The sequence below is a fragment of the Gracilibacillus sp. Marseille-QA3620 genome, assembly GCF_054950035.1.
The window spans coordinates 2,660,935-2,681,789 of sequence record NZ_CM143102.1; the positions used below are offsets into that span (position 1 = coordinate 2,660,935).

26 protein-coding genes are annotated in these 20,855 nt (G+C 44.5%); 10 read left to right on the forward strand and 16 right to left on the reverse strand.

What is annotated here, in order from left to right; translation table 11 throughout:
• The first annotated feature begins 197 nt into the window (after nt 1–197).
• From ACY8DX_RS13475 to ACY8DX_RS13485, 3 genes are read left to right on the forward strand one after another with little or no spacing between them, the layout of a single operon-like run.
• Complete coding sequence (locus tag ACY8DX_RS13475) at nt 198–1,055, forward strand: endonuclease/exonuclease/phosphatase family protein (protein ID WP_462405389.1); 858 nt, start codon at nt 198–200, stop codon at nt 1,053–1,055.
• 21 nt (nt 1,056–1,076) lie between these two features.
• Complete coding sequence (locus tag ACY8DX_RS13480) at nt 1,077–2,840, forward strand: glycoside hydrolase family 3 protein (RefSeq protein WP_462405390.1); 1,764 nt, start codon at nt 1,077–1,079, stop codon at nt 2,838–2,840.
• Between the two features lie 20 nt (nt 2,841–2,860).
• A complete protein-coding gene (locus ACY8DX_RS13485; protein ID WP_462405391.1) occupies nt 2,861–4,357 on the forward strand; it encodes a family 10 glycosylhydrolase in 1,497 nt (498 codons plus the stop codon).
• Nucleotides 4,358–4,399: 42 nt separating this feature from the next.
• Here ACY8DX_RS13485 and ACY8DX_RS13490 read toward each other — a convergent pair whose 3' ends face one another.
• From ACY8DX_RS13490 to ACY8DX_RS13505, 4 genes are all read right to left on the reverse strand, one after another.
• Nucleotides 4,400–4,723, reverse strand: a complete 324-nt coding sequence (locus tag ACY8DX_RS13490; protein WP_053103729.1) for an iron-sulfur cluster biosynthesis family protein — start codon at nt 4,721–4,723, stop codon at nt 4,400–4,402.
• A 105-nt stretch (nt 4,724–4,828) separates the two neighbouring features.
• A complete protein-coding gene (locus ACY8DX_RS13495; RefSeq protein WP_049670477.1) occupies nt 4,829–5,044 on the reverse strand; it encodes a hypothetical protein in 216 nt (71 codons plus the stop codon).
• A 263-nt stretch (nt 5,045–5,307) separates the two neighbouring features.
• A complete protein-coding gene (locus ACY8DX_RS13500; RefSeq protein ID WP_462405392.1) occupies nt 5,308–5,655 on the reverse strand; it encodes a YolD-like family protein in 348 nt (115 codons plus the stop codon).
• Nucleotides 5,656–5,672: 17 nt separating this feature from the next.
• The gene (locus tag ACY8DX_RS13505) at nt 5,673–6,929 is read right to left on the reverse strand and encodes a Y-family DNA polymerase (protein WP_462405393.1); all 1,257 of its coding nucleotides are present in this window, start codon (nt 6,927–6,929) and stop codon (nt 5,673–5,675) included.
• Nucleotides 6,930–7,108: 179 nt separating this feature from the next.
• Here ACY8DX_RS13505 and ACY8DX_RS13510 point away from each other — a divergent pair, with 179 nt between their 5' ends.
• The 3 genes from ACY8DX_RS13510 to ACY8DX_RS13520 all read left to right on the forward strand — a co-directional run bounded on the left by ACY8DX_RS13510 (nt 7,109) and on the right by ACY8DX_RS13520 (nt 9,221).
• On the forward strand, nt 7,109–7,561 hold the full coding sequence (locus tag ACY8DX_RS13510) for an NUDIX hydrolase (RefSeq protein WP_049670474.1): 453 nt from the start codon (nt 7,109–7,111) through the stop codon (nt 7,559–7,561).
• Between the two features lie 195 nt (nt 7,562–7,756).
• Nucleotides 7,757–8,698, forward strand: coding sequence for an alpha/beta hydrolase (locus ACY8DX_RS13515; protein WP_462405394.1), 942 nt, complete (start codon nt 7,757–7,759; stop codon nt 8,696–8,698).
• A gap of 88 nt (nt 8,699–8,786) precedes the next feature.
• Nucleotides 8,787–9,221: a DUF2871 domain-containing protein gene (locus tag ACY8DX_RS13520; RefSeq protein ID WP_462405395.1), complete on the forward strand. Its 435-nt coding sequence runs from the start codon at nt 8,787–8,789 to the stop codon at nt 9,219–9,221.
• 134 nt (nt 9,222–9,355) lie between these two features.
• On the opposite strand, the gene ACY8DX_RS13525 is transcribed toward ACY8DX_RS13520, so the two are convergent.
• From ACY8DX_RS13525 to ACY8DX_RS13540, 4 genes are all read right to left on the reverse strand, one after another.
• On the reverse strand, nt 9,356–9,484 hold the full coding sequence (locus tag ACY8DX_RS13525; protein ID WP_462405396.1) for a hypothetical protein: 129 nt from the start codon (nt 9,482–9,484) through the stop codon (nt 9,356–9,358).
• Nucleotides 9,485–9,778: 294 nt separating this feature from the next.
• A complete protein-coding gene (locus ACY8DX_RS13530; RefSeq protein WP_462405397.1) occupies nt 9,779–10,093 on the reverse strand; it encodes an inner-membrane translocator in 315 nt (104 codons plus the stop codon).
• Nucleotides 10,094–10,139: 46 nt separating this feature from the next.
• Nucleotides 10,140–10,499 (reverse strand): HIT family protein, encoded by a 360-nt coding sequence (locus ACY8DX_RS13535; protein ID WP_049670470.1) that lies wholly within the window; start codon nt 10,497–10,499, stop codon nt 10,140–10,142.
• A gap of 36 nt (nt 10,500–10,535) precedes the next feature.
• Nucleotides 10,536–11,222: an HAD family hydrolase gene (locus ACY8DX_RS13540; RefSeq protein WP_049670469.1), complete on the reverse strand. Its 687-nt coding sequence runs from the start codon at nt 11,220–11,222 to the stop codon at nt 10,536–10,538.
• A 175-nt stretch (nt 11,223–11,397) separates the two neighbouring features.
• Between ACY8DX_RS13540 and ACY8DX_RS13545 the strand changes: the two genes are divergently transcribed.
• From ACY8DX_RS13545 to ACY8DX_RS13560, 4 genes are read left to right on the forward strand one after another with little or no spacing between them, the layout of a single operon-like run.
• Complete coding sequence (locus tag ACY8DX_RS13545; RefSeq protein WP_439801961.1) at nt 11,398–12,354, forward strand: ABC transporter substrate-binding protein; 957 nt, start codon at nt 11,398–11,400, stop codon at nt 12,352–12,354.
• The gene (locus ACY8DX_RS13550; protein ID WP_439801960.1) at nt 12,351–13,355 is read left to right on the forward strand and encodes a FecCD family ABC transporter permease; all 1,005 of its coding nucleotides are present in this window, start codon (nt 12,351–12,353) and stop codon (nt 13,353–13,355) included. The genes ACY8DX_RS13545 and ACY8DX_RS13550 overlap by 4 nt, the downstream gene beginning before the upstream one ends.
• Nucleotides 13,352–14,143, forward strand: a complete 792-nt coding sequence (locus tag ACY8DX_RS13555; protein WP_049670466.1) for an ABC transporter ATP-binding protein — start codon at nt 13,352–13,354, stop codon at nt 14,141–14,143. Before ACY8DX_RS13550 ends, ACY8DX_RS13555 begins: the two co-directional genes overlap by 4 nt.
• Nucleotides 14,140–14,475, forward strand: a complete 336-nt coding sequence (locus ACY8DX_RS13560; RefSeq protein WP_049670465.1) for an antibiotic biosynthesis monooxygenase — start codon at nt 14,140–14,142, stop codon at nt 14,473–14,475. The genes ACY8DX_RS13555 and ACY8DX_RS13560 overlap by 4 nt, the downstream gene beginning before the upstream one ends.
• A 53-nt stretch (nt 14,476–14,528) precedes the next feature.
• Here ACY8DX_RS13560 and ACY8DX_RS13565 read toward each other — a convergent pair whose 3' ends face one another.
• The 8 genes from ACY8DX_RS13565 to kduI all read right to left on the reverse strand — a co-directional run bounded on the left by ACY8DX_RS13565 (nt 14,529) and on the right by kduI (nt 20,852).
• Entirely contained in the window at nt 14,529–15,053 is a 525-nt protein-coding gene (locus tag ACY8DX_RS13565; RefSeq protein WP_049670464.1) for a hypothetical protein, read from the reverse strand.
• On the reverse strand, nt 15,043–15,426 hold the full coding sequence (locus tag ACY8DX_RS13570; protein WP_049670463.1) for a hypothetical protein: 384 nt from the start codon (nt 15,424–15,426) through the stop codon (nt 15,043–15,045). The genes ACY8DX_RS13565 and ACY8DX_RS13570 overlap by 11 nt, the downstream gene beginning before the upstream one ends.
• A gap of 316 nt (nt 15,427–15,742) precedes the next feature.
• A complete protein-coding gene (locus ACY8DX_RS13575) occupies nt 15,743–16,234 on the reverse strand; it encodes a GNAT family N-acetyltransferase (RefSeq protein WP_462405398.1) in 492 nt (163 codons plus the stop codon).
• Nucleotides 16,235–16,310: 76 nt separating this feature from the next.
• Nucleotides 16,311–16,511: a cold-shock protein gene (locus ACY8DX_RS13580; RefSeq protein WP_049670461.1), complete on the reverse strand. Its 201-nt coding sequence runs from the start codon at nt 16,509–16,511 to the stop codon at nt 16,311–16,313.
• A 232-nt stretch (nt 16,512–16,743) separates the two neighbouring features.
• A complete protein-coding gene (locus tag ACY8DX_RS13585; protein ID WP_462405399.1) occupies nt 16,744–17,886 on the reverse strand; it encodes an iron-containing alcohol dehydrogenase in 1,143 nt (380 codons plus the stop codon).
• A gap of 350 nt (nt 17,887–18,236) precedes the next feature.
• Nucleotides 18,237–19,082: a sugar phosphate isomerase/epimerase family protein gene (locus tag ACY8DX_RS13590; protein WP_462406946.1), complete on the reverse strand. Its 846-nt coding sequence runs from the start codon at nt 19,080–19,082 to the stop codon at nt 18,237–18,239.
• A 77-nt stretch (nt 19,083–19,159) separates the two neighbouring features.
• Entirely contained in the window at nt 19,160–19,942 is a 783-nt protein-coding gene (gene kduD / locus ACY8DX_RS13595; protein WP_462405400.1) for a 2-dehydro-3-deoxy-D-gluconate 5-dehydrogenase KduD, read from the reverse strand.
• Between the two features lie 79 nt (nt 19,943–20,021).
• Nucleotides 20,022–20,852 (reverse strand): 5-dehydro-4-deoxy-D-glucuronate isomerase, encoded by an 831-nt coding sequence (gene kduI, locus ACY8DX_RS13600; protein ID WP_462405401.1) that lies wholly within the window; start codon nt 20,850–20,852, stop codon nt 20,022–20,024.
• Nucleotides 20,853–20,855: the final 3 nt, after the last annotated feature.

Consider the following 20,855-nt stretch of genomic DNA (forward strand, 5'->3'; position numbering starts at 1 on the left):
TCCAACTAAACGTTTAGTTCCGTCGTTTCTTGATGCAATCTACCTCTATACGGTGGTTCCTAAGCTCCATAGACAAGTCCTTCTATCCTTGCTAAACTCTTATCAACAATTGGGATTATATGTAAAAATATGTCTCGCTAAATTCATACATCCTGGATATTCCTTCAATCCATTAAAAAACGGAAGGTGATTAGTGTATGAAAAAAGCAAGCCTTATCGTCATCAGCTTGACCCTGCTGCTCCTGTCATCCATCACTCTCCCTCACGCCGCTAATGCCAAGGCTCCGTCCACGGTAAACGCGCGAATCATGACCTACAATATCCACGCCGGAATCGGCTCAGATGGGCAGTATGACCGCGGCAGAATTGCCAAGGAAATCAAAATCTCGCGTGCTGACATTATTGCCCTACAGGAGGTTGACGTCCATTGGGGCAGCCGAAGCAATCATGAGAATATGATCAAGGAGCTCGCTGAGGAATTAAACATGTTCTACTTCTTTGCCCCCATCTATGATTTCGACCCTCTTAACACAGGCGAGCCGAGAAGGCAATACGGCGTTGCGGTTCTGAGCAAATACCCAATCTTAAAGACTGAAAATCACTCCATCACTAGACTATCAACGCAAGACCCTGACCCATCTCCCGAATCAGCCCCAGGATTTCTAGAAGTACTGCTTAATGTCAAAGGAGCTAAGCTATCCTTCTATGTCACCCATCTCGATTTCCGCCCTGACCCGTCCGTCCGGCAAATGCAGGTTCACGATATGCTTGAAATCATGTCTCATTCAAAGGATGCTTCTTTTCTAGCCGGCGACATGAACGCCGCGCCAGATGCTCCTGAGCTTGCCCCCTTATTTGCCCAATTTCAGGATGCCTGGAATGAAACCCATACTGAGCACGGGTTTACGTTTCCTGCTATAGCCCCTAACATCCGGATTGATTATTTACTTGCAAGCCGGCAAATAACCGTCAAACAGGCAAATGTCCTTTCAACACTTGCCTCTGACCATCTGCCCGTCATCGCTGACATTTCCCTTAAAAAGGGCAAAAAATAAATCAAAAGGAGAGAAAACGCCATGAAGAAAGCGCTTACTTTTCTATTTGCTATCAGCCTCCTATTCTCTTTTACCGTTCCAAGTACGACGGGCTCAGCAGCAAAGCCTGGATGGAAGGACGGAAAGATTGCCAAAGGCTGGATTCAAAGTAAAATGAAACGAATGACGACCGAAGAGAAGGTCGGCCAGCTCTTCATGATTCATGTATATGGACAAACCCCGACAGACCCGGCCTATGAAGAAATGAACCTATCCAATAATCGCGGGGTGAAAAACTTCAAGGAAGCGATTGAAAAATATCATATTGGCGGTGTGATTTATTTTAACTGGACCGATAACATCCTGACACCCTTGAATGCCCGGCAAACTCTTTCCTTGTCTAATGGCATTCAGCGGATTGCCATGAAGCAGAGAATGGAAATCCCCTTGCTCATTTCAACGGACCAAGAGGGCGGTGTGGTGGCACGAGTGACCGAGCCCGCAACCGTCTTCCCAGGGAATATGGCCTTAGGAGCAGCCAGGTCGGTGCCAAATGCATATGACTCCGCCAAAATCATGAGTCTTGAACTGAAGAGCCTAGGCATCAATATGGATCTCGCGCCCACTCTTGATGTGAATGTCAATCCGGAGAATCCGGTCATTGGGGTTCGTTCCTTTGCCGAGAACGCTGACTTAGCCGCAGCACTCGGAGCAGCCCAGGTAACCGGGTATCAAAAATCACATGTTGCCGCAACGGCCAAGCACTTCCCGGGGCATGGGGATACAAATGTGGACTCTCATTACGGTCTCCCAATCATCGACCATGACCTGGAAACCTTGCATAATGTTGACCTTAAACCGTTTAAGGCCGCCATCAAGGCTGGCATTGATGCGATTATGCCCGGTCATATCGTTGTCCCGGCATTAGATGATTCTGGGCTTCCTGCTACACTCTCTAAACCGATTCTGACGGACCTTCTGCGCAAAGAGATGAAATTCAACGGCGTCATCATAACGGATAGTTTAGGTATGTCAGGAGCCAATGTCGTGCCGCCTGACCGGGTCGCTGTGGAGGCCTTCAAAGCCGGTGCAGATATCCTCCTTAACCCGCCAAATGTCCCTGTCGCCTATGAAGCTGTATTAAATGCCGTGAAATCTGGTGAAATCTCAAAGAAACGATTAGAGCAATCTGTATACCGGATTCTAGAATTGAAGTTTAAGAGAGGCCTATTCCATCAACCGACCATGCCAGAGGATGCCATCAACCAGATTGGACTTCCAGAAAATCTGGATAAAGCAGATAAAATCACGGAATCAAGCATTACATTGGTGAAAAATGACCAGTCTGCCCTTCCCCTCAACCAAGAGGAATCCGTCTTTATAACCGGGCCGAGCACGGGGAATCCTTCCATGCTTTCACAAATGCTTGGACAGAAAGGCTTTGATTCACGCGTCTATGAAACGAGCGCAAATCCAACAGCCTCACAAATTGCTGAAGCTGTCTCCCGCTCACAAAATGCGAACAGCATCATCATCACCGCCTACACAGCCAATACCAACACTGCCCAGCAGCAATTAGTGAAGCAGCTCGAGCAAACGGGCAAAAAAATCATCGTTGCCTCTATGCGAAATCCATATGATATTCTGGCTTTTCCTGAAGTAGATGCGAATATCCTGACTTATGGCTTCCGTCCGGTTTCCGTCAAAGCGCTGGCAAAAGCATTAAGCGGCGAATTATCGCCGAGCGGTAAGCTCCCTGTCACCATTCCGGGCATGTACCCATATGGCCATGGGCTATCCTACTAATCTATGAATGAGGTGAGAATATGAAAAAGCTTTTGTTTCTTCTCTTTGCCTTCCTTTTGATGCTTTCAGGATTGCTCCCTTCCCCTGCGTCTGCTGAAACCGTCCAAGGTGAATTCCGCGCCTTTTGGGTGGATGCCTTTCATGATGGATTTAAAACAGAGGCCCAAGTGGACCAGTTGATTGAGGATGTGGAGGCCGCTAACGCGAATGCGGTCATTGTGCAGGTTCGCCGAAGAGGCGATGCCTATTTCAACAAAGCGCTGGAGCCGAGGACTCAGGATCCTGCCTTACAGCAAGACTTTGATGTTTTGGAGGATTTAATTACGAAAGCACACGCAAGGGGCATTGAGGTTCATGCCTGGTTAGCCACTTTGCCGATTTGGAATTCCCTCACCCCGCCTGCAAGCCCTGATCATGTTTTTAACACCCATGGTCCGTCTGCCGAGGGAGACGACTTCTGGCTGATGACGAATAAGGATGGAGCGATGCGCTCCGGGGCAGATTATGTACTTGACCCAGGCCATCCTGATGCATTGGACTATACGGTGGAACAGTATGTGAATGTCGTGAAGCAATACGACGTTGACGGAATTCACCTCGATTTAGCCCGATATATGGGGACAGATTGGGGATATAACCCAACGAGCATCGAGCGCTATCAGGAGGCATTCCAAACAGACATGATACCGGAACCAACTGACCCTGATTGGGCTGATTGGAGAAGGGAGCAAATTAACTCCCTCGTCAGAAAAGTTTATCTAAAGGCGATTGCCGTAAATCCTCATGTCAAGGTATCCTGCGCCACCATCGCTTGGGGAGCAGGTCCAAGAACACAGGAGGAGTACAATAATACCCGCACCATGACCGAGGTGTTCCAGGACTGGCAGGGCTGGCTTCGGGATGAAATTATTGATATAGCTATACCGATGAACTATGACAGAGAACATATCGAGAGCCAGAGACAATGGTATGATCAATGGATTTCCTTCCAGAAAACCAATCAATTCAACCGGCAGATTGTGGCCGGCCCTGCTGCTTACCTCAATTCAATTGATTCGACACTCGCCCAAACAAGACGCGCCCTCGCACCAGACGCGGAGGGACGCAAGCTTGCCGGGGTGAGCTATTACAGCTATGCGGTCACTGATATGAACAATGAGCCCCGCGGTGCCTTTTTAGATGCTCTTGTGAATGGGACGGAGCAGCAGGCTGCTGTCTTCCCTGAGAAAGCAGCAATCCCTGAAATGAAATGGAAAACAAAGCCGAAAAGCGGCTATTTAATGGGACAAGCAAGGACAATCAAAAAACAGGACCTTTCAGATGCTGTTTTAGAAATAAAGGGAGCAAAAGGATTTAAGAAAACCATTAAGACCGATGGGAACGGCTGGTTCGGCCTCAGCGGCCTAAAGCCTGGGGCCTATGTAATCAAAATCGCTGACAAACAGCATAAATCTCCTGCTTATCCCGTCATCATAAAGGCAGGAAAGGTGCGGAATATGACTGTTATCGGGAAATAAAATAAACGCTGCCGGTATCTATCGGCAGCGTTTATTTCTCTATTATACCCCAATCCTGCATGACATCATCGGATTCAAGTATTGATTTGGGCTTTTCAGCTGGAACGTCCGGGCCCCGTCCGTGTAATCAATGATGAGCAACTCATCCAAGAAAACCTCGTGGTTCGGGTTAATGTAAACCGGATACACATTCGTTTCCCACAGCTTCACACCATCCGGCACCTCACTCTCAACAAACAGATTCCATACACCGCTCATGACGCAGCCGCAGCCTTCCGTTTCATATTTCAGGAGGAAATATCCTTCTCTTCCTTCAAGCTGCTCGTTCACTTTTTCAATTGCACGCTCTGTCCATGTAATTTCCATTCCACGACCTCCTTCTTCCATGCTTATCTTGCCCTATTGACACAAAAAAGCGGCATTCCGTCTGAATACCGCCATGCCCCCACAAAAAATGAAAGCGTTTTATCATTAATGCAATTTGGTCGCTCTATGTTTTTCGATTAGGTTCTGTAAGGCTGCAACAGCTTCGTCGCCATTGTATGTGCCTTTATATTTAAAGCCGTGTTCTTCACAATACCGCTGTCCAAGCGCTACAGCATCTTGTTTCGTCATCTCTTTTTTGAGTTCTCCGATGACCATTCCGTATGGTGCTTCATAGATCGTACTATATTTTTCTTTTTCCATTTTATCCTATACCCCTTTTTATTGTGTTATCCCTTGACTAGCCTTCGAGAATCACAGGTAGCGGCATTTTTTCTCTTTATTGCCGATAGTTAACCAGCTTCCTTAAGATAGCATGGTCTTACTATAATTATAGTATACTATTATCGGGGATTTTGTCTAATTATAGGATTTTTTCTGCAGATTCCCCCTTTTTGTTCAAATTTCCATTGCGTGACGTCCATTTCCTTCTCATCCTTCTATTCTATGCCGGATTTCCACTATGCTTACCTTGTTTCGCCAATCAATTGGACATCCGTCAATTCCGCATATGGTACGAAATAGATCTCGCCGCCTTCTCCGGCTATATGCAGCTTCCTCGCCTGGTCATTGCAGAAGTGAATGTACCCTTCCACCGACTCGTACCGGCGAGCATTAGTTTTATAATAGGTGATGCGCACAGCTGTCCCGTATTCCATCGCTTCTGCAATGATTTGATTGATCTCCTCTATCTTCTGTTCATCCAGTTCATTTCTCATTTCATAGCTGTCCTCCTGGGCCCATTCCCGCAGCAGGGAGACATGCTCAGGCAGCATTAATGATGTCCATTTGATTTTCCCTCGGTCCCGAATCATCTGATGTCCCTCCAAACTTATGCTTTATGTCCGCCGACCAATGTACTTCTCTGCTTAGCCGTGCCTGCCGCGGTATAGGAAACAGCCCGCAGGATGGCATCTGATCCATACTTACGGCGCATGCGGTCCATAACAAAGCCAAGCTCTCTCCTGCGCCAGCCATCCTGGTCAAAAAGACTAATCTGCATTTCCTGGTCAGGCGTTACATTTGAGAGCGTAATGGACAGCTTTCGAACCGTCTTGCCGGTATAGAATTTCTCGAACAAGAGGAGGCACATTTCATAAATATCCATCGTAATATTGGTCGGCATCTCCCTTGTGATGGAACGGTGAAAGCCGCCGCCGAATTCATCCTTGCTGTAGTAAACGCCAAGGCTGACCGTCCGCCCGGCCATTCCGCTTTGGCGGGTCCTCCTGGCTACCTCTTCGCACATTTCCAATATCACATGCTTGATCTCTTCCCGTTCTTTATAATCGCGCAATAAGACCTGGCCCTTGCCAAAGCTGACCTGCCCTTCCATGATCGGGGCGCCTATATCAGATAAGTCAATTCCCCAGGCATGATGGTAAAGCTGATTGCCCATAATACCGAATTTCTTCTCCAGAGCAGCGAGGTCGTAGCGGGCAAGCTGTCCGACTGAGAAAATACCCATCGCATTCAACTTGCGCTCAAGCGGCTTGCCGATTCCCCACATTTCGCTCAGCGGGGAGATTGGCCACAGCTTTGTCTGGACGTCCTCATATCCCCAAGCCGCAATGCCCTTCTTCTTCGCCTCAAGGTCGAGGCACAGCTTTGCCATCAGCATGTTCGGGCCGATGCCCACTGCGCATGGCAGCTGAAACTCCCGGTCAATCTCATCCCGGATTTTCTCCGCAATTTCCCAAATATCTCCCCATAGCCGTCCTGTTCCGTTCACCTTCAGGAAGCTTTCATCCACACTATATGTATGGATGGAGTCCTTCGGTACATACCGATTGAACAATCGACTTATTTCCGTCGAGATTCGCAAATAAGTGGACATACTAGGATTGACCAGTTGAATTCGCGGATCATTCGGAATCTCATACAGCCTTGAACCCGTCTTAATGCCGAATTCCTTCTTCATCTTCGGAGAAGAAGCGAGAACGACTGACCCGCTCCGGTCCGTATTGGCGACCACCGCTAAATAACATTCAAGCGGGTCGAGTCCCATCATCACAGCTGAGCAGCTCGCAAAGAAACTTTTCATATCTATACACATCACATAATCATTTGGCAACTTGCTATAATCCATCCTAAGACCCTCTTTTTCAAAAACAGAATATATGTTCGCATTCATTATACCCACAATCATAAGCGAATATACGTTCGCATTCAATGGTAATTTATTTACAATTTGTTTCAAAAAACTTCAAGCAGGGCAGAAATTGAATTATATTGGTGAAAGAGAATGTTTTGAAAGAGGGATTGATGATGGGGTATATAATGGAATTACGCAAGATTGTCGGCAGCAGGCCGCTTTTAATGGTTGGGACAGCAGTTCTTGTCCTGGATTCAGAGGACCGGCTCCTGCTGCAGCTCCGCCAAGATAATGGCCATTGGGGGCTGTCAGGAGGATCGCTTGAGTTAATGGAATCATTAGAGGACGCAGCAGGCAGGGAATTGCTTGAAGAGACCGGACTAACCGCAGATAATTTAGAGTTCTTCGGGCTGTTCTCTGGAGAGGAGTTCCACTATACATACCCGCATGGCGATGAAGTATACAATGTCATTGCCGCCTTTCTTTGCCGAACATATAAGGGGAGACTGAAGCCGCAAACGGAAGAGGTTGCCGCCCTCCGCTTCTTCGCGCTCGATTGTTTGCCGGAGCAAATCAGTCCGCCTGATTTGCCCATCATCAAGCGGTTTATCGAGAAGCAAGAATAGCTTACAGCTCATTTCATTATTTTAATATTATAAAAGGATTAAACTAGAAGGACTGCAAATGTGCAATTGACCTCCTGATTACGCCTCTTTTCGTGCCCTTTTAGCAATTATTTGAAATTTCCGAGGAAGCCTATACAAGCTCATTTTTCTAATCTACTATACTAAGAAAACACAGGAGGACAAAAAGACATTGCAATGAAGAAAACCATCATCATCATCTCCATCATCCTCGCCCTGGTTATCGCCGGGATTATTGTTGCGAGCTTTTATTTCTACAATGTAGCGGTACAGCGTGCGGAGAAGGATTTCTTGAACTCTGACCCGAACCTTGCTGTCTCGACTCCAAAAACCTTGCAGACAGAGGCAAAAAAATGGGCAAAAGCGGTCAGCTTTGAAGAGGTAGAAATCACCTCCTACGATAACCTTACTCTAGCAGGCTATTATTTACCTGCAGAGAAGGAAACGAATCAAACCGTCATTATTGCACACGGCTACTCTGGTCGGGCCACTGGCATGTTTGCCTATGCGAAGTATTACCATGAGGTGCTTGGCTACAATGTGTTAATGCCCGATGCACGCGGGCATGGAAAGAGCGAGGGCGATTATATCGGCTTCGGCTGGCATGAGCGTAAGGATTATGCCCAGTGGATTGACTATGTGATCGAGCGAAACGGGGATAAGAGCGAAATTGCCCTTCACGGCGTTTCGATGGGAAGCGCGACCGTCATGATGACAAGCGGCGAGGAGCTTCCTGAACAAGTAAAGGCAGTAATCGCAGACTGCGGCTACACATCCGCACTTGATATCCTCAGTTACCAAATGGGCGAAATGTACGGACTGCCAAGCTTCCCGCTGATCCAAAGCACCAGTATGCTGACAAAGCTGCGTGCCGGCTATTCCTTTGAGGAGGCCTCCGCGCTTGAACAAATCAAGAAGACATCCCTGCCGATTTTCTTCATCCACGGTGAAGATGACACCTTTGTACCAGTGGAGATGGTTTATGAGCTGTATGAAGCAGCGAATGGAGAAAAGGAGCTTTACATCGTACCCGGCGCTGAGCATGGCAATGCCTATGATGCAAACCCGGAAACCTATGAGAAAAAAGTGACAGAGTTCTTAAATCTATACATGAATTAACGATCAGGCCGTCCCAAAAGGGCGGCTTTTTCTCTTTGTTTCTAATATTATGTTAAAATAGTATTAAAAAAAGAAAGAAGGAGAAGTTATGAAAAAGCTTTACTATTCTGCTGTTACTTATATGGCCCTCGCGCTAATCAGCGGCCTATTCTTCAGGGAATTTACGAAGCTGAACGGCATTTATGAAACGACCGCGCTCGGCAAGGTGCATGGCCATCTTTTTTCCTTAGGTTTTCTATTCTTTTTAGCTGCCCTCTTATTTGAAAAAATAAGTGAGATTACAAAGGATGACCTATTCCAATTCTTCTTCATCACCTATCATATCGGACTAGGTGTCTCCACGGCGGCCATGACCGTAAGAGGCGTTCTTTCTGTTCTTGAGCTGAAGGGCAGTCTCGTTTTGTCATCAGGGCTGAATGCCTCTGTCTCAGGAATTTCAGGTATGGGACATATTATCATGTCCATCGGACTCGTTCTTTTTGTCCTGATTCTAAAGAATCGCCTCTTGAAGCCTGCCGCTTAAAACAAAAACCAGGGATGTTCACATTGGAACGTCCCTGGTTTTTTTATCCATATTCTTCTTGAAAGGTTCATCTTTCATTGGGTCTTAGAGTTGATTGGCACGATTATTTTTCTTCCATTCATCACGAATTTCCTTTAAATATTCATTTTTTGTTTGAATAGCTTTAAGATGGTTATGGTGACATAAAGTGAAACTTCCATCAGCTCATCCCCGCTGATGGTTAGTTGAACCAATCGGGCTTTTACGGACAGTTGATCTACCACCCATACTTCTTGATTTGCTTAAGCGCTTTATACGGGAGTCTTACTGTCCGTTAATGCGGGGTAAATGGCAAAAACAAGTATTCCTAAATTGATCAATAGAGGAATGATTGATAAAAGAGCTATCGTTTCCATAAGCTAACGGCCTCCCGACTATATTCTAAAACTATATTACCATATTCTTCTGAAACTCTCTTGTTATTTTCAAAAATAATCAATTTATGAAAACAGCCAGGCTAACCTATAGTTTGCATGCAAAAGCTGCTTCCAGAAAGGAAGCAGCTTCACTTGTTCTTCTCAATTTGTTATTTTCCGAAATAAGGTTAGCATCCACCCAATCATTCCAATCAAGAAAATAAGAACCCCATTAGCGATTGTGACAAGTCCTAATATAGCCCCGCCAAAGCCTGCGCCTTCCCCAGTACCGCCAGAACTCCAATCATAGAAATGGAGAAATAATGCACCGCTTGAAAATCCAATCACCGGACCAAGTAGCATAATTATGATCCCTGATACCATAAGATTTACTTTTTTCTTTTTAAACAATACAAAGGAAATGATAGTAAGTGATATTAAAATGAGGATAAAAAGAGCCAGAATTAAATAATCCATGAGATTTTCCCCTTTTCAATATCGATAGTTGAATAAGCTGCCCCCTTCAGCACCAAGTCCCATCCACCAATTTAATGCGGTCCCCATAATGCACATGCCAATGCATATGCTTATTGCTTTGATATTCACCGATGTTTGTTGATACCGTACAGGCTCCATATTCATCATTTACTTGCTTTGATACTATCTGAATCACCGAGAATAGATCAATCATTAAATCCTTCTCCTCTGGTTTGACGTCAACCAATGACACAATATGCTTTTTTGGAATGACGACGATATGTACTTCATAAAACGGACGTGTATGGTAAAATGCCAAGGTGTCTTCCGTCTCCCATACCTTCTCAACCTCTGTCTTTCCGTTCAGCACTTCATCACAATAGAAATCCTCTACTCCATTCGCCATGCTACCCACTCCTTCATCATTTTTGGATTCTCTACTTTATACGACATCTCCTGCTTCATTTCCTCTTAGTTTTTCGACAAGAAGCGGAATTTCGACTAAATCATTGATGAAGATGCCTGCTTCAGGCTCTTGCCAATTAGCGTCTCTTTTCCAAATGGTCTTCATTCCTGCCTTTTGAGCGGCCCTCACATCATTGAGTGGATGGTCACCGACAAATACACATTCATGCGGAGACACCCCTAGCCGATTCGCGGCTCTTAAAAAAATATGCAGGTCAGGCTTCTTTATTCCTTCCCATTCTGATAGAAGAATCACATCAAAGAACTCCCTAATTCCTAACCCGCAAATCGCATCCATTTGAAAGCGGCCGCGCCCATTTGAAATAATTCCTAGCAGAAGCTGCTTCTCTCTAAGACTCTGGAGCATGTCCAGCATGTGAGGAAACGCAATGCACCAATCCTTGAAATGATTCAAATAATCCTGAAGCAGGCTCTCGGATGTGATTTCAGTCATGTGATACTCATGAACCAATTGCTCATATACGCGGTCTTTCCATACATAGCCCCTATTATCCAATTCAAGGAAACGAGACACGTAGACACCCTTAGAAACAGGCTTTGATGGCGAGATTAAGCGGTCGTATTGGTTCTCAACAAATTCTTTGACGGACCGATCTCGGTCGAGCAGAGTGCCGTCTAAATCAAACAAAATGGCCTTAATCATCCAATCCCCCCATATTTTCTATCTATTATATAAGAGAATAATCCCCATATGGTCTTTACTAGGAAACTTTCAAAAAATTTCAAATTAAGAATTGACAGCCTAATTGATAACGATTATCATAATTATTGATAATGATTATCATTCGCAACCATTTAAATCTTAAAGGAGGAACAACATGCGAAAAACATTCATTTTACCTGCGTTAGCCATGGCCCTTCTGCTTGGCGCCTGTGGCTCTGAGGATGCGGAAAGCTCAAATAAAACAGAAGGAACAGGAAAATCAGCTACAGCGATTGTCCTGACTGACTTTGCCGGACGTGAGGTTTCCTTTGATCAAGTACCGGAGAAGATTGTGTCCTTAAGCGGTGGAGATATGGATATTATTTATGCGCTGGGCGGCGAGGTTGCCGGACGGCCGACATCTTCTCATGAGAAAGCAGATGCGCCCTATAAGAATGCTGTACAGATTGGTTCCACTCATGAATTCGACCTTGAGAAGATTGCCAGTTTGAAGCCTGATGTCGTGATTGGAAATAACCCGATGAACGCAAAGGATATTCAGAATTTTGAATCAATCGGAGCAGAAGCTCTTCTCACATCCGCTAATTCCGTTGAAGAAATTAAGAACCAAATCACTCTTTATGGGGATTTACTGCAAAAGGAAGAAAAAGCAAAGACATTAAATGAAGAGATAGATGCCGAAATCAGCAAAGTAAAAGCCGACAGCAAGGACAACGAAAAGCGGGCCTTGCTTGTATACGGTGCACCTGGTACATACATGGCTGCCCTCCCGAATTCATTGAGCGGGAATCTGCTTGAACTTGCAGGCGGCCAAAATATCGCCTCTGATTACCCTGCACTCGAACAATATCCGCAATATGCCCAGCTTAATACAGAGCGCATTGTGGAGGCGAATCCAACCCATGTATTTTTGCTGACTCATGGCAACCCTGAGGAAGTAAAAGCCGGTTTCCTGAAGGAAATGTCTGAAAACCCTGCTTGGAATAAGATTGATGCCGTCAAGAATGAAAAGGTCGAAATTCTCCCAGCTGATTTATTCGGCACGAACCCTGGCACAAGAGTAACAGAAGCCATTTCTTATTTAGATGAAATCTTGAATGCTGGAGAATGACCATGAAGATTGAACAGCGAACAATGAGAAGAAGGATCCTCACCCTAGTATTGCCGGTTCTCCTGCTGTTTGCCTCCTTCTATGGATTGACATATGGCTCAGTGCCCATATCTTTAGGCGATGTATGGAATACGCTCACCAATCAGGGGACAGACGTGCAGGAAACCATCATAAAGGACCTTCGTCTCCCGCGAGTTATCATTGGATTGTTAGTGGGTGCCTGCTTAGCTGTATCAGGCGCCCTCTTGCAGGGTGTTATGAAAAACCCGCTCGCAGACCCAGGAATTATCGGCGTTACGGCAGGCGGCGGCTTGGCAGCTTGCGTGATTATGCTTATCTTCCCAGCCCTCTCCTATTTATTGCCGCTTGCTGCCTTTGCTGGGGCATTCTTGACATCACTCGTCATTTATTTCCTCGCCTGGGACAAGGGAGCCTCCCCGCTTAAGATCATCTTAGCAGGGGTTGCTATCAGCGCCCTTTTAAGTGCTGTTCAAAACGGCATCATGAATATTTACAGCGATCGTGTCCAGTCCGTTATTTCCTGGCTGTCCGGAGGTCTTAGCGGACGGAGCTGGTATCATCTTGAATTTATGTATCCGTATGCACTCATCGGTCTAGCTCTATCATTCTTTGCCATTAAGCCGGTCAACCTGCTCATGCTGGGCGATGATTCGGCCAAGCTGCTCGGACAAAGAGTCGAATTGACACGTCTGACCATCATTTTGCTCGCTTCCTTTCTTGCCGGTGCTGCTGTCAGTGTTGCAGGATTGGTCGGCTTTGTCGGGTTAGTCATTCCGCACATCATCCGCATCTTGATTGGAAGCGATTATCGCTACTTATTGCCGTTTTCAGCATTAGGTGGTGCGGCACTCGTTGTCTTTGCCGATACGATTGCAAGAACTTGGTTTGACCCGATTGAACTGCCGGTCGGCATATTGCTGGCAGCGCTCGGCGCCCCGTTCTTTATGATTCTATTAAAGAAAAGGAGATTGGTAGGATGAATGCCATTGAAGCGAGTAACCTGTGCCAAAGAGTAGGCTTCTTTCAGCTGAAGGATATCAGTCTTGTGATACCAAAAGGGAAAATGACAGCCATTATTGGACCAAATGGATCTGGCAAATCTACTTTCCTGAAGATTACGGCACAATTAATGGGGATGGATGAGGGAGAAATTCTCGTTCAAGATCAACCAATCCATACATACAAAAGGCGGGAATTTGCCAAGACCATATCCATGCTCCCACAATCGAAGGAAGAACTTCCGGACTTATGCGTCAGGGAACTCGTCTCCTACGGGCGCTCTCCGCATCACTCGTTTCTACACAAGGGCAGTAAAGCGGCGGATGAGGCTGTCATTGACTGGGCGTTGGATATAACCGGCACGAAGAAGCATGAAAGCCGGATGTTCCATGAGCTGTCAGGAGGAGAACAGCAAAAGGCACGCATCGCGATGGCCCTTGCGCAAAAAACGGATATCCTTTTGCTCGATGAGCCAACAACTTATTTAGATATGGCCCACCAGCTTGATTTAATGGAGATGCTGCAGGAAATTAACGATCAATATGGAATAACCATTGTAATGGTCCTTCACGACCTTCAGCAGGCCGCTGCTTACAGCCATCACATGATTGCTTTAAAGGGGGGATGTCTCATAGATCAAGGAAAACCAAAAGAGCTTCTCACTGCATCTTTTTTACAGAAGGTTTATAATATTACTGCAAAGATTCATTTTGATGAGGACTATCCAGTCATCATTCCACAACTCAAACAAAGGAGATTGATAGTATGATCGTCGTTCAAAACAAATTCCAAACGAAAAAAGGCTTTGGCGAAAAAATGGGAGCAGCATTCACGAAAAATGACTTAGAAACATTTAAAGGATTCATCCGCGTGGAAGTTCTTTTAACACAAGGCGTGGAAGAAACAGATGAACTAAGCGTCAATATGTATTGGGAAGACAAAGAAAGCTTCGAGACTTGGAGAAACAGTGATTCCTTCAAGAAATCTCACGCACGCCCGGCAGAAGGCTCTTCAGAGGCGAAAACAGAATCCCCAATCATCAGCAATAAAATCAGCATCTTTGATGTAGTGGCTGTTAAAGAGGGAGCCGTTACAAAATAATAAACCAAAAAGAACAGCGCTCAAAATCCTTGAGCGCTGTTCTTTTTATTCTATTAGCTTTTGAAAATCATACTAATAATCTTATCAACAGACATCTTGCTATCGACCTTAAACACACCTAGGCGAAGCTTGTTCGCAACACCCTTGCTTTCAACAGCCTTAACGAAGCTGGATGCATCCTTAATGATATTTCCGGCTACAAGGACTTCTGCTACATCGGACGTTGTCATGCCGCTTGCAACATTAATAACCGTTTTATAGACAACCTTCTCGGAATTCTCAGCCGCGGCCTTTTCTGCCTCAGCCTTTGCTTTCTCCTCAGCTGTTTCAATCTCGTTCAAATATTCTTCATCAGTCAAGACCACATATCCTTCCGTCTCCAACTGAGTCTTCATATCCTCTGCAGATAAAACAGGTGTCTCGGTAACTGTCTCGGTCTCTGTTGCTTTTGCCGTTTCTTTCTTTCCGGAAGTCTCTTCTGCTCCCGCATCATCGGATGAGAAGAAATAAACTCCCCCAAGAATGCATGAGGCAAGTAAGATTCCTGAGGCGAAGCTGCTCATTACTTTATGCGTCATTTGCCAGCTTCCTCCCTTTGTTCCTTCCAGATTCATAAGGAGCTAGGATCTCTTCTACTTCCTGCTCGGACAGTTTCGTTTGGACCGCGATGCTCTTAATGGAATAACCCCTCTTATAAAGGTCCAGCATCTTACGCATTGTATGGCGTTCTTCAGAATTCAAGCCCATAACGCCTGCCTCCTGAGCGGTAATTTCCTCATCCATTTCAAGTTTGCGGATCTGCTCTTTTAATTGATTTGTTTCATCCAGCATAACCGCGTAATATGTATCAATTTGTTTTTGATCGTCTTTTGCTTGTTTTCTCATCTTAACAAATGAAGCGACAAACAACACCGCGGAAGCCGCAAATAATATTACTAAAGCCATTTGCATTGGTAACCGTTCCTCCTACCTTCGAAATCTCTCATTCATTATACATGCAAAGTCGAGTTTTTTCGATGTTATTCTCAAATACCCAAAAAAACCCATCATTCTCCCTATTATGCCAGTCAATCATTCATCCCTTCTATCTATATAGTCCCCCTAATTAAAGAATACGAAAGGTAGTATCTCTTTCTGTATGTCGAAAAACACAAATTTTGTCGCATATTAGGAGGGAATATGCTATACTCGTAGAGACCTAAAACTGCATAACATTTTACTTACCATTTTACATGGCCCTGCTGGCTTCAGCAGGGCTTTTTTGTGCTTATTCAGCATTTAGTGATTTACGCAGAATTTCCGCCGGCAGTCCATCAATTTCACCAATCTTTTCTGAAATAAAACCTTGTTTCTGCAGAATTCTTCTTGAAGGAATATTATCCGGGTCGATGATTGCCTTCAAACTTGTCATTCCAGCCTCACCCGCTTTAACAAGCAGCACTCTGGCAATTTCAGATCCATATCCCTTTCCCCAATACTGTGGCAGAATCATATAGCCCAGCTCAGCCTCACCGCTTAAATCATCATCAGGGGTAATATGCCCAAGCCCAATATACTCCAGCGTCTGTTGATCATATATTTTATAGGAGCCGGTCTTCTCAGCCTGTTGATTGCGTTTAAGCAATGCATGGAAGTTAATCTCAGCCTCTTCTAAAGGAATGGCCCGCTCAGTAATCTGGGCCATAACCCGTTCTTCTGATACAAGTGCATAATACAAATCGAAATCCGCTATTTGAAACTTCTCAAGCATTATTTGCATGGTCTCTCCTCCATTAGTAAAGTCAAAAAAAAACAGACCCAAGTGATTGGGTCTGTTCCGATAAGTTAAACTTATATTAGTTTTTTTGAACGTTAGTAGCTTGTGGTCCGCGTTGACCTTGTTCTACTTCGAAAGTAACTTCTTGACCTTCGTCAAGAGTTTTGAATCCTTCACCTTGGATCGCTGAGAAGTGAACGAATACATCGTCTCCACCTTCACGTTCGATAAATCCAAAACCTTTTTCTGCGTTAAACCATTTAACTTTACCTTGTTCCATGTTTGTTGCCTCCTAGTGCGATAGCACATTGTATTACTATCCTTGCTTATCGATCGTAAAGACGAAATATTGTTCAACTTTCAACCGTAACAAACAAAAATAATTCTTCTTTATAGTAACAGGTTCTTCAGAGAAACGCAAATGTTTTATAAGCGTTTTCTTGTTTTTCTTATCTGAAAATAAAGCAGCCAGAACATAAAAAAACTGGGCAATATATTGCCCAGTAAAATGATTAAAGGATTTCCTTAAACATTTCAATGGTTTCTTCTTTAGTTGGCATATAAGGGTTGCCAGGTGCACAAGCATCCTTCAAGGAGTTTTCCGCCAAAGTGTCCAAATCTGGATTTTCGACGCCAAGCTCTTTCAAGGAAGTTGGAATGCCAACCTCTGCCGCAAGCTCTCTGATCTTCTCAATCACGAAATCACTTGCCTCTTCATCTGTCTGAGCTATTTGCGGGAAGCCAAGTGCTTCAGCAATCATGCGGAATTTCTTAGGCGCATATTTTGCGTTACGTTTCTCGACAATTGGAAGAAGCATAGCGTTACATACACCGTGTGGAAGATCATAAAGCCCGCCAAGCTGATGGGCCATCGCATGTACATAGCCTAGTCCGGCATTCGAGAAAGCCATTCCGCCCAAGAAGCATGCATATGTCATTTGCTCTCTGGCATCCAAATCATGACCGTTCTTTACAGCAGCAGGAAGATACTTGAAGATAATACGCACCGCTTCAAGCGCAGTCGCATCCGTCACAGGGTTAGCTCCTGGAGTCACCAACGTTTCAATGGCATGTGTAAGAGCGTCCATGCCAGTCGCAGCTGTAAGATCGGCCGGTTTATTAACCATTAACTCTGGATCGCTGACAGACAACAGGGCAATGCTGTTTTTATCCACACAAACCATCTTCACTCCGCGGTCTTCATCAGTGATTACATAGTTAATCGTAATCTCAGCAGATGTACCGGCTGTCGTATTAACCGCAATCGTCGGATAGCCAGGACGGCTGGATTTATGTAAGCCTTCATAATCGCGGATATCCCCGCCGTTTGTTGTAATAATGCTAATTGCCGCTGCACAGTCCTGAGGAGAACCGCCGCCGACAGACAGAATGAAATCACAATCCTCTTCCTGCAATACTTCCACACCATTATGTACCTGTCTTGTCGTCGGATTTGGACTGACTTCATCATAGACAACATAATCAATCTCTGACTTCTCAAGCTGATCTGTCACCATTTTCAGGATTCCATTCTTGCTCAATCCTTTATCCGTCACCACAAAGGCTTTCTTAAAACCGTAGGATTTGATTTCTCCTCCCAATTCATTGAGGCAGCCTCTTCCTAACAAGTTTCTGCTTGGCAAATAATACATCATCACAAATCTCCTCCAATTTGTTAAATTATTCACAATTTAATTATAATTTAAACGAATCGGTGAAGCATTGGTTAAATGTAAGTACATTTGGGAATGGGTGGGAAAGGATTGGTTCGATTTTTAATTATTCAAGCAAATCTTCTAAATGTGTCACATAACAAGCCTTAGCTAATTCTTTTAGTCTCCATTCATAATGATCTAATTTACTCCACTATTATTAGTATAAGGCAGCAAAAATTTTGATTTTCAAACCTTTTACTGCCTTAATCGTTCCTCATGCAATAACAACTTATTTTATCCAAGCTGCTCCTACCGAAATATCATATGAGATTCGAAAATTACTTTTGCTATCATGCCTGTTCATATTTTTCTTGCAAGTACGTTACGCATTGGTCAATGTAAGGATCTCTAGTATCTTCAAGCAATATATTAATAAATGGTTTATTGTGTTTGAAATACCGGAAGACTGCATCATAATTCAATTGGCCGGTACCCACCGGCACCATTTGAATCGAATTCTCCTTAACAACGACATCCTTTGCATGCACAATAACTATTCGATCACCAAATAATTCAAAGGCTTCCTCATATACATCTTCTTGATGCAAATAATTCTCCGGGGTCAAATAGTTGGCCGGGTCAAATATGACTTGAATATTATTGGATTTGATATCATCTAGTAATCGTTTCATTCGCTTAGGTGTATGAATCGGATGATTGATTCCCCCTTCAATGCCGACAATGACACCAAACTTTTCCGCTTCCTCCACAAGTTCTGTGACACTCTCTAGCACCCTTTGATATGGGGATTCCCCGAAATTATCTTCTGTATAAACAATGTCCGCATTTACATTCCCTGTTTCCGTTCCGACAATGCTGCAGCCAAAACTCCGAGCAAACCGAATATGCTCTTTGAAACGATCAAGAGCCTTCCTTCTTTCCATGTCATCCGGATGAATCATATTGATATAGCAGCCTAATACAGCGATTTGTACATCTTCTTTCTGGAATGCACGAAAAATTTGATGGGCATATCCCGGACTCAAGCATCCTGAGCCCGTATCGAAATAATCGCCAAATGACTTAGCCAGCGCTAACTGGACAGACGTTAATCCTTTCGCTGAGATTGCCTTTGTCAGCTGCTCTAAAGGCAAGCCTTCCATGTCATGAGCTCTTATGCCAATATTCGCTTTCATCATCCCACACCTCCATTTAGTCATATTTAAAAAGCCGTATCACACTCCATCATGATACGGCCATAGATTGGACCACTTTATCTTGCTAACCATCCGCCATCAACTGCAAGGATGTGGCCATTCATATAATCTGATGCTTGGCTTGATAAAAAAACAACAGCTCCCATTAAATCAGCTGGCGCTGCCCAGCGGCCTGCAGGAATACGAGATAGAATCTCCTTATTCCTTTGTTCATCTGCTCGAATTGGTGCGGTATTCGCCGTTTCCACATAACCTGGAGCAATGGCGTTAATTTGGATTCCCTTATCAGCCAATTCATTGGCAAACGCACGTGTAAGCCCTGCCACGGCATGCTTACTAGCAGTATATGGCGGTACAAATTTACCCCCTTGGAAGGAAAGCATGGAGGCAATATTAATAATCTTTCCGCTTTTTTGTTCCACCATTACCTTAGCTACTTCCTGGCTTAAGAAATACACAGCATTTAAGTTGAGGTCTATAACAGCATCCCAATCTTCTGGCTTGTACTCAACCAAGGGAGACCGCCGAATCGTACCGGCATTATTCACAAGAATATCAATACGGCCATAAGCAGACAGACAAGCCTTCACGAGTTCTTGAATGGAATTTCTATCCGACAAATCCGCTTGAAAGAATTCCACTCTTCTTCCTTGCTTTTCTACGAGCTCTTTTGTTTCATCCCAATTCGTTCCATGAGTGATAACGAAAAGATCGGCTCCTGCTTTCGCAAGTGCGACCGTATATGCTTGCCCTAACCCAGTATTACCGCCTGTTACAATAGCGACTTTCCCTTTTAAAGCAAAAAAATCCAACGAAAAATCATTGAGCTTTACTGACATATAAAATACCTCCTATAGTATTTATATTGATGCCTAAAGATAAGGTCCTTTGTTTAAAGTTCCTTATCTGCTTCAATTCTTAACGCAAATCTTCCATTTTCACATGATCCATGTCTCCATACGTAATATTTTCACCGCACATTCCCCAAATGAAAGTATAATTGCTGGTCGCAGTTCCCGTATGAATGGACCAGCTCGGAGATATAGCTGCTTGCTCATTCTTCATCACCAAATGTCTCGTTTCTTCCGGTTTACCCATAAAATGAAACACGCGCGTATCCTGCTCCATATCGAAATATAAATAGACCTCCATGCGGCGTTCATGCGTATGGCATGGCATCGTATTCCAGACACTTCCCGGCGATAGCATTGTTAATCCCATTTGCAGCTGACAGCTTTCACAAACATTCGGATGAACATATTGATAGATTTTCCGTTCGTTTAAGGTGCCGGGCTCTCCCGCTTCAAGTGGAGTGATCGCTTTAATGTCAATCTTAACCGTTGGATACTTGTGGTGCGCAGGTGTCGAATTAATATAGAATTTAGCCGGATTCTTCGGATCCTTAGAACGGAAATACACTTCCTTTGTCCCTTTTCCAACATAAAGACCGTCCCTGCGGTCCATATTATATTCTTCGCCATCTAATAAAACAGACCCCGACCCGCCTATGTTAATGATGCCTAATTCCCGGCGCTCCAGAAAATATTCGACACCTAGTTCTTTATCAAGCTTGATTGTTAATTCCTCTTCAACTGGTGTTACACCGCCGAAAATCATCCGATCCACATGTGTATATGTCAAATGAACCTTACCCGTTTCAAAAAGTGTCTCCACCAGAAAATGCTTGCGTAATTCATCAGTCGTATATCGTTTAATTTCATCAGGATGGTTAGCATAACGTGTTTCCATTTT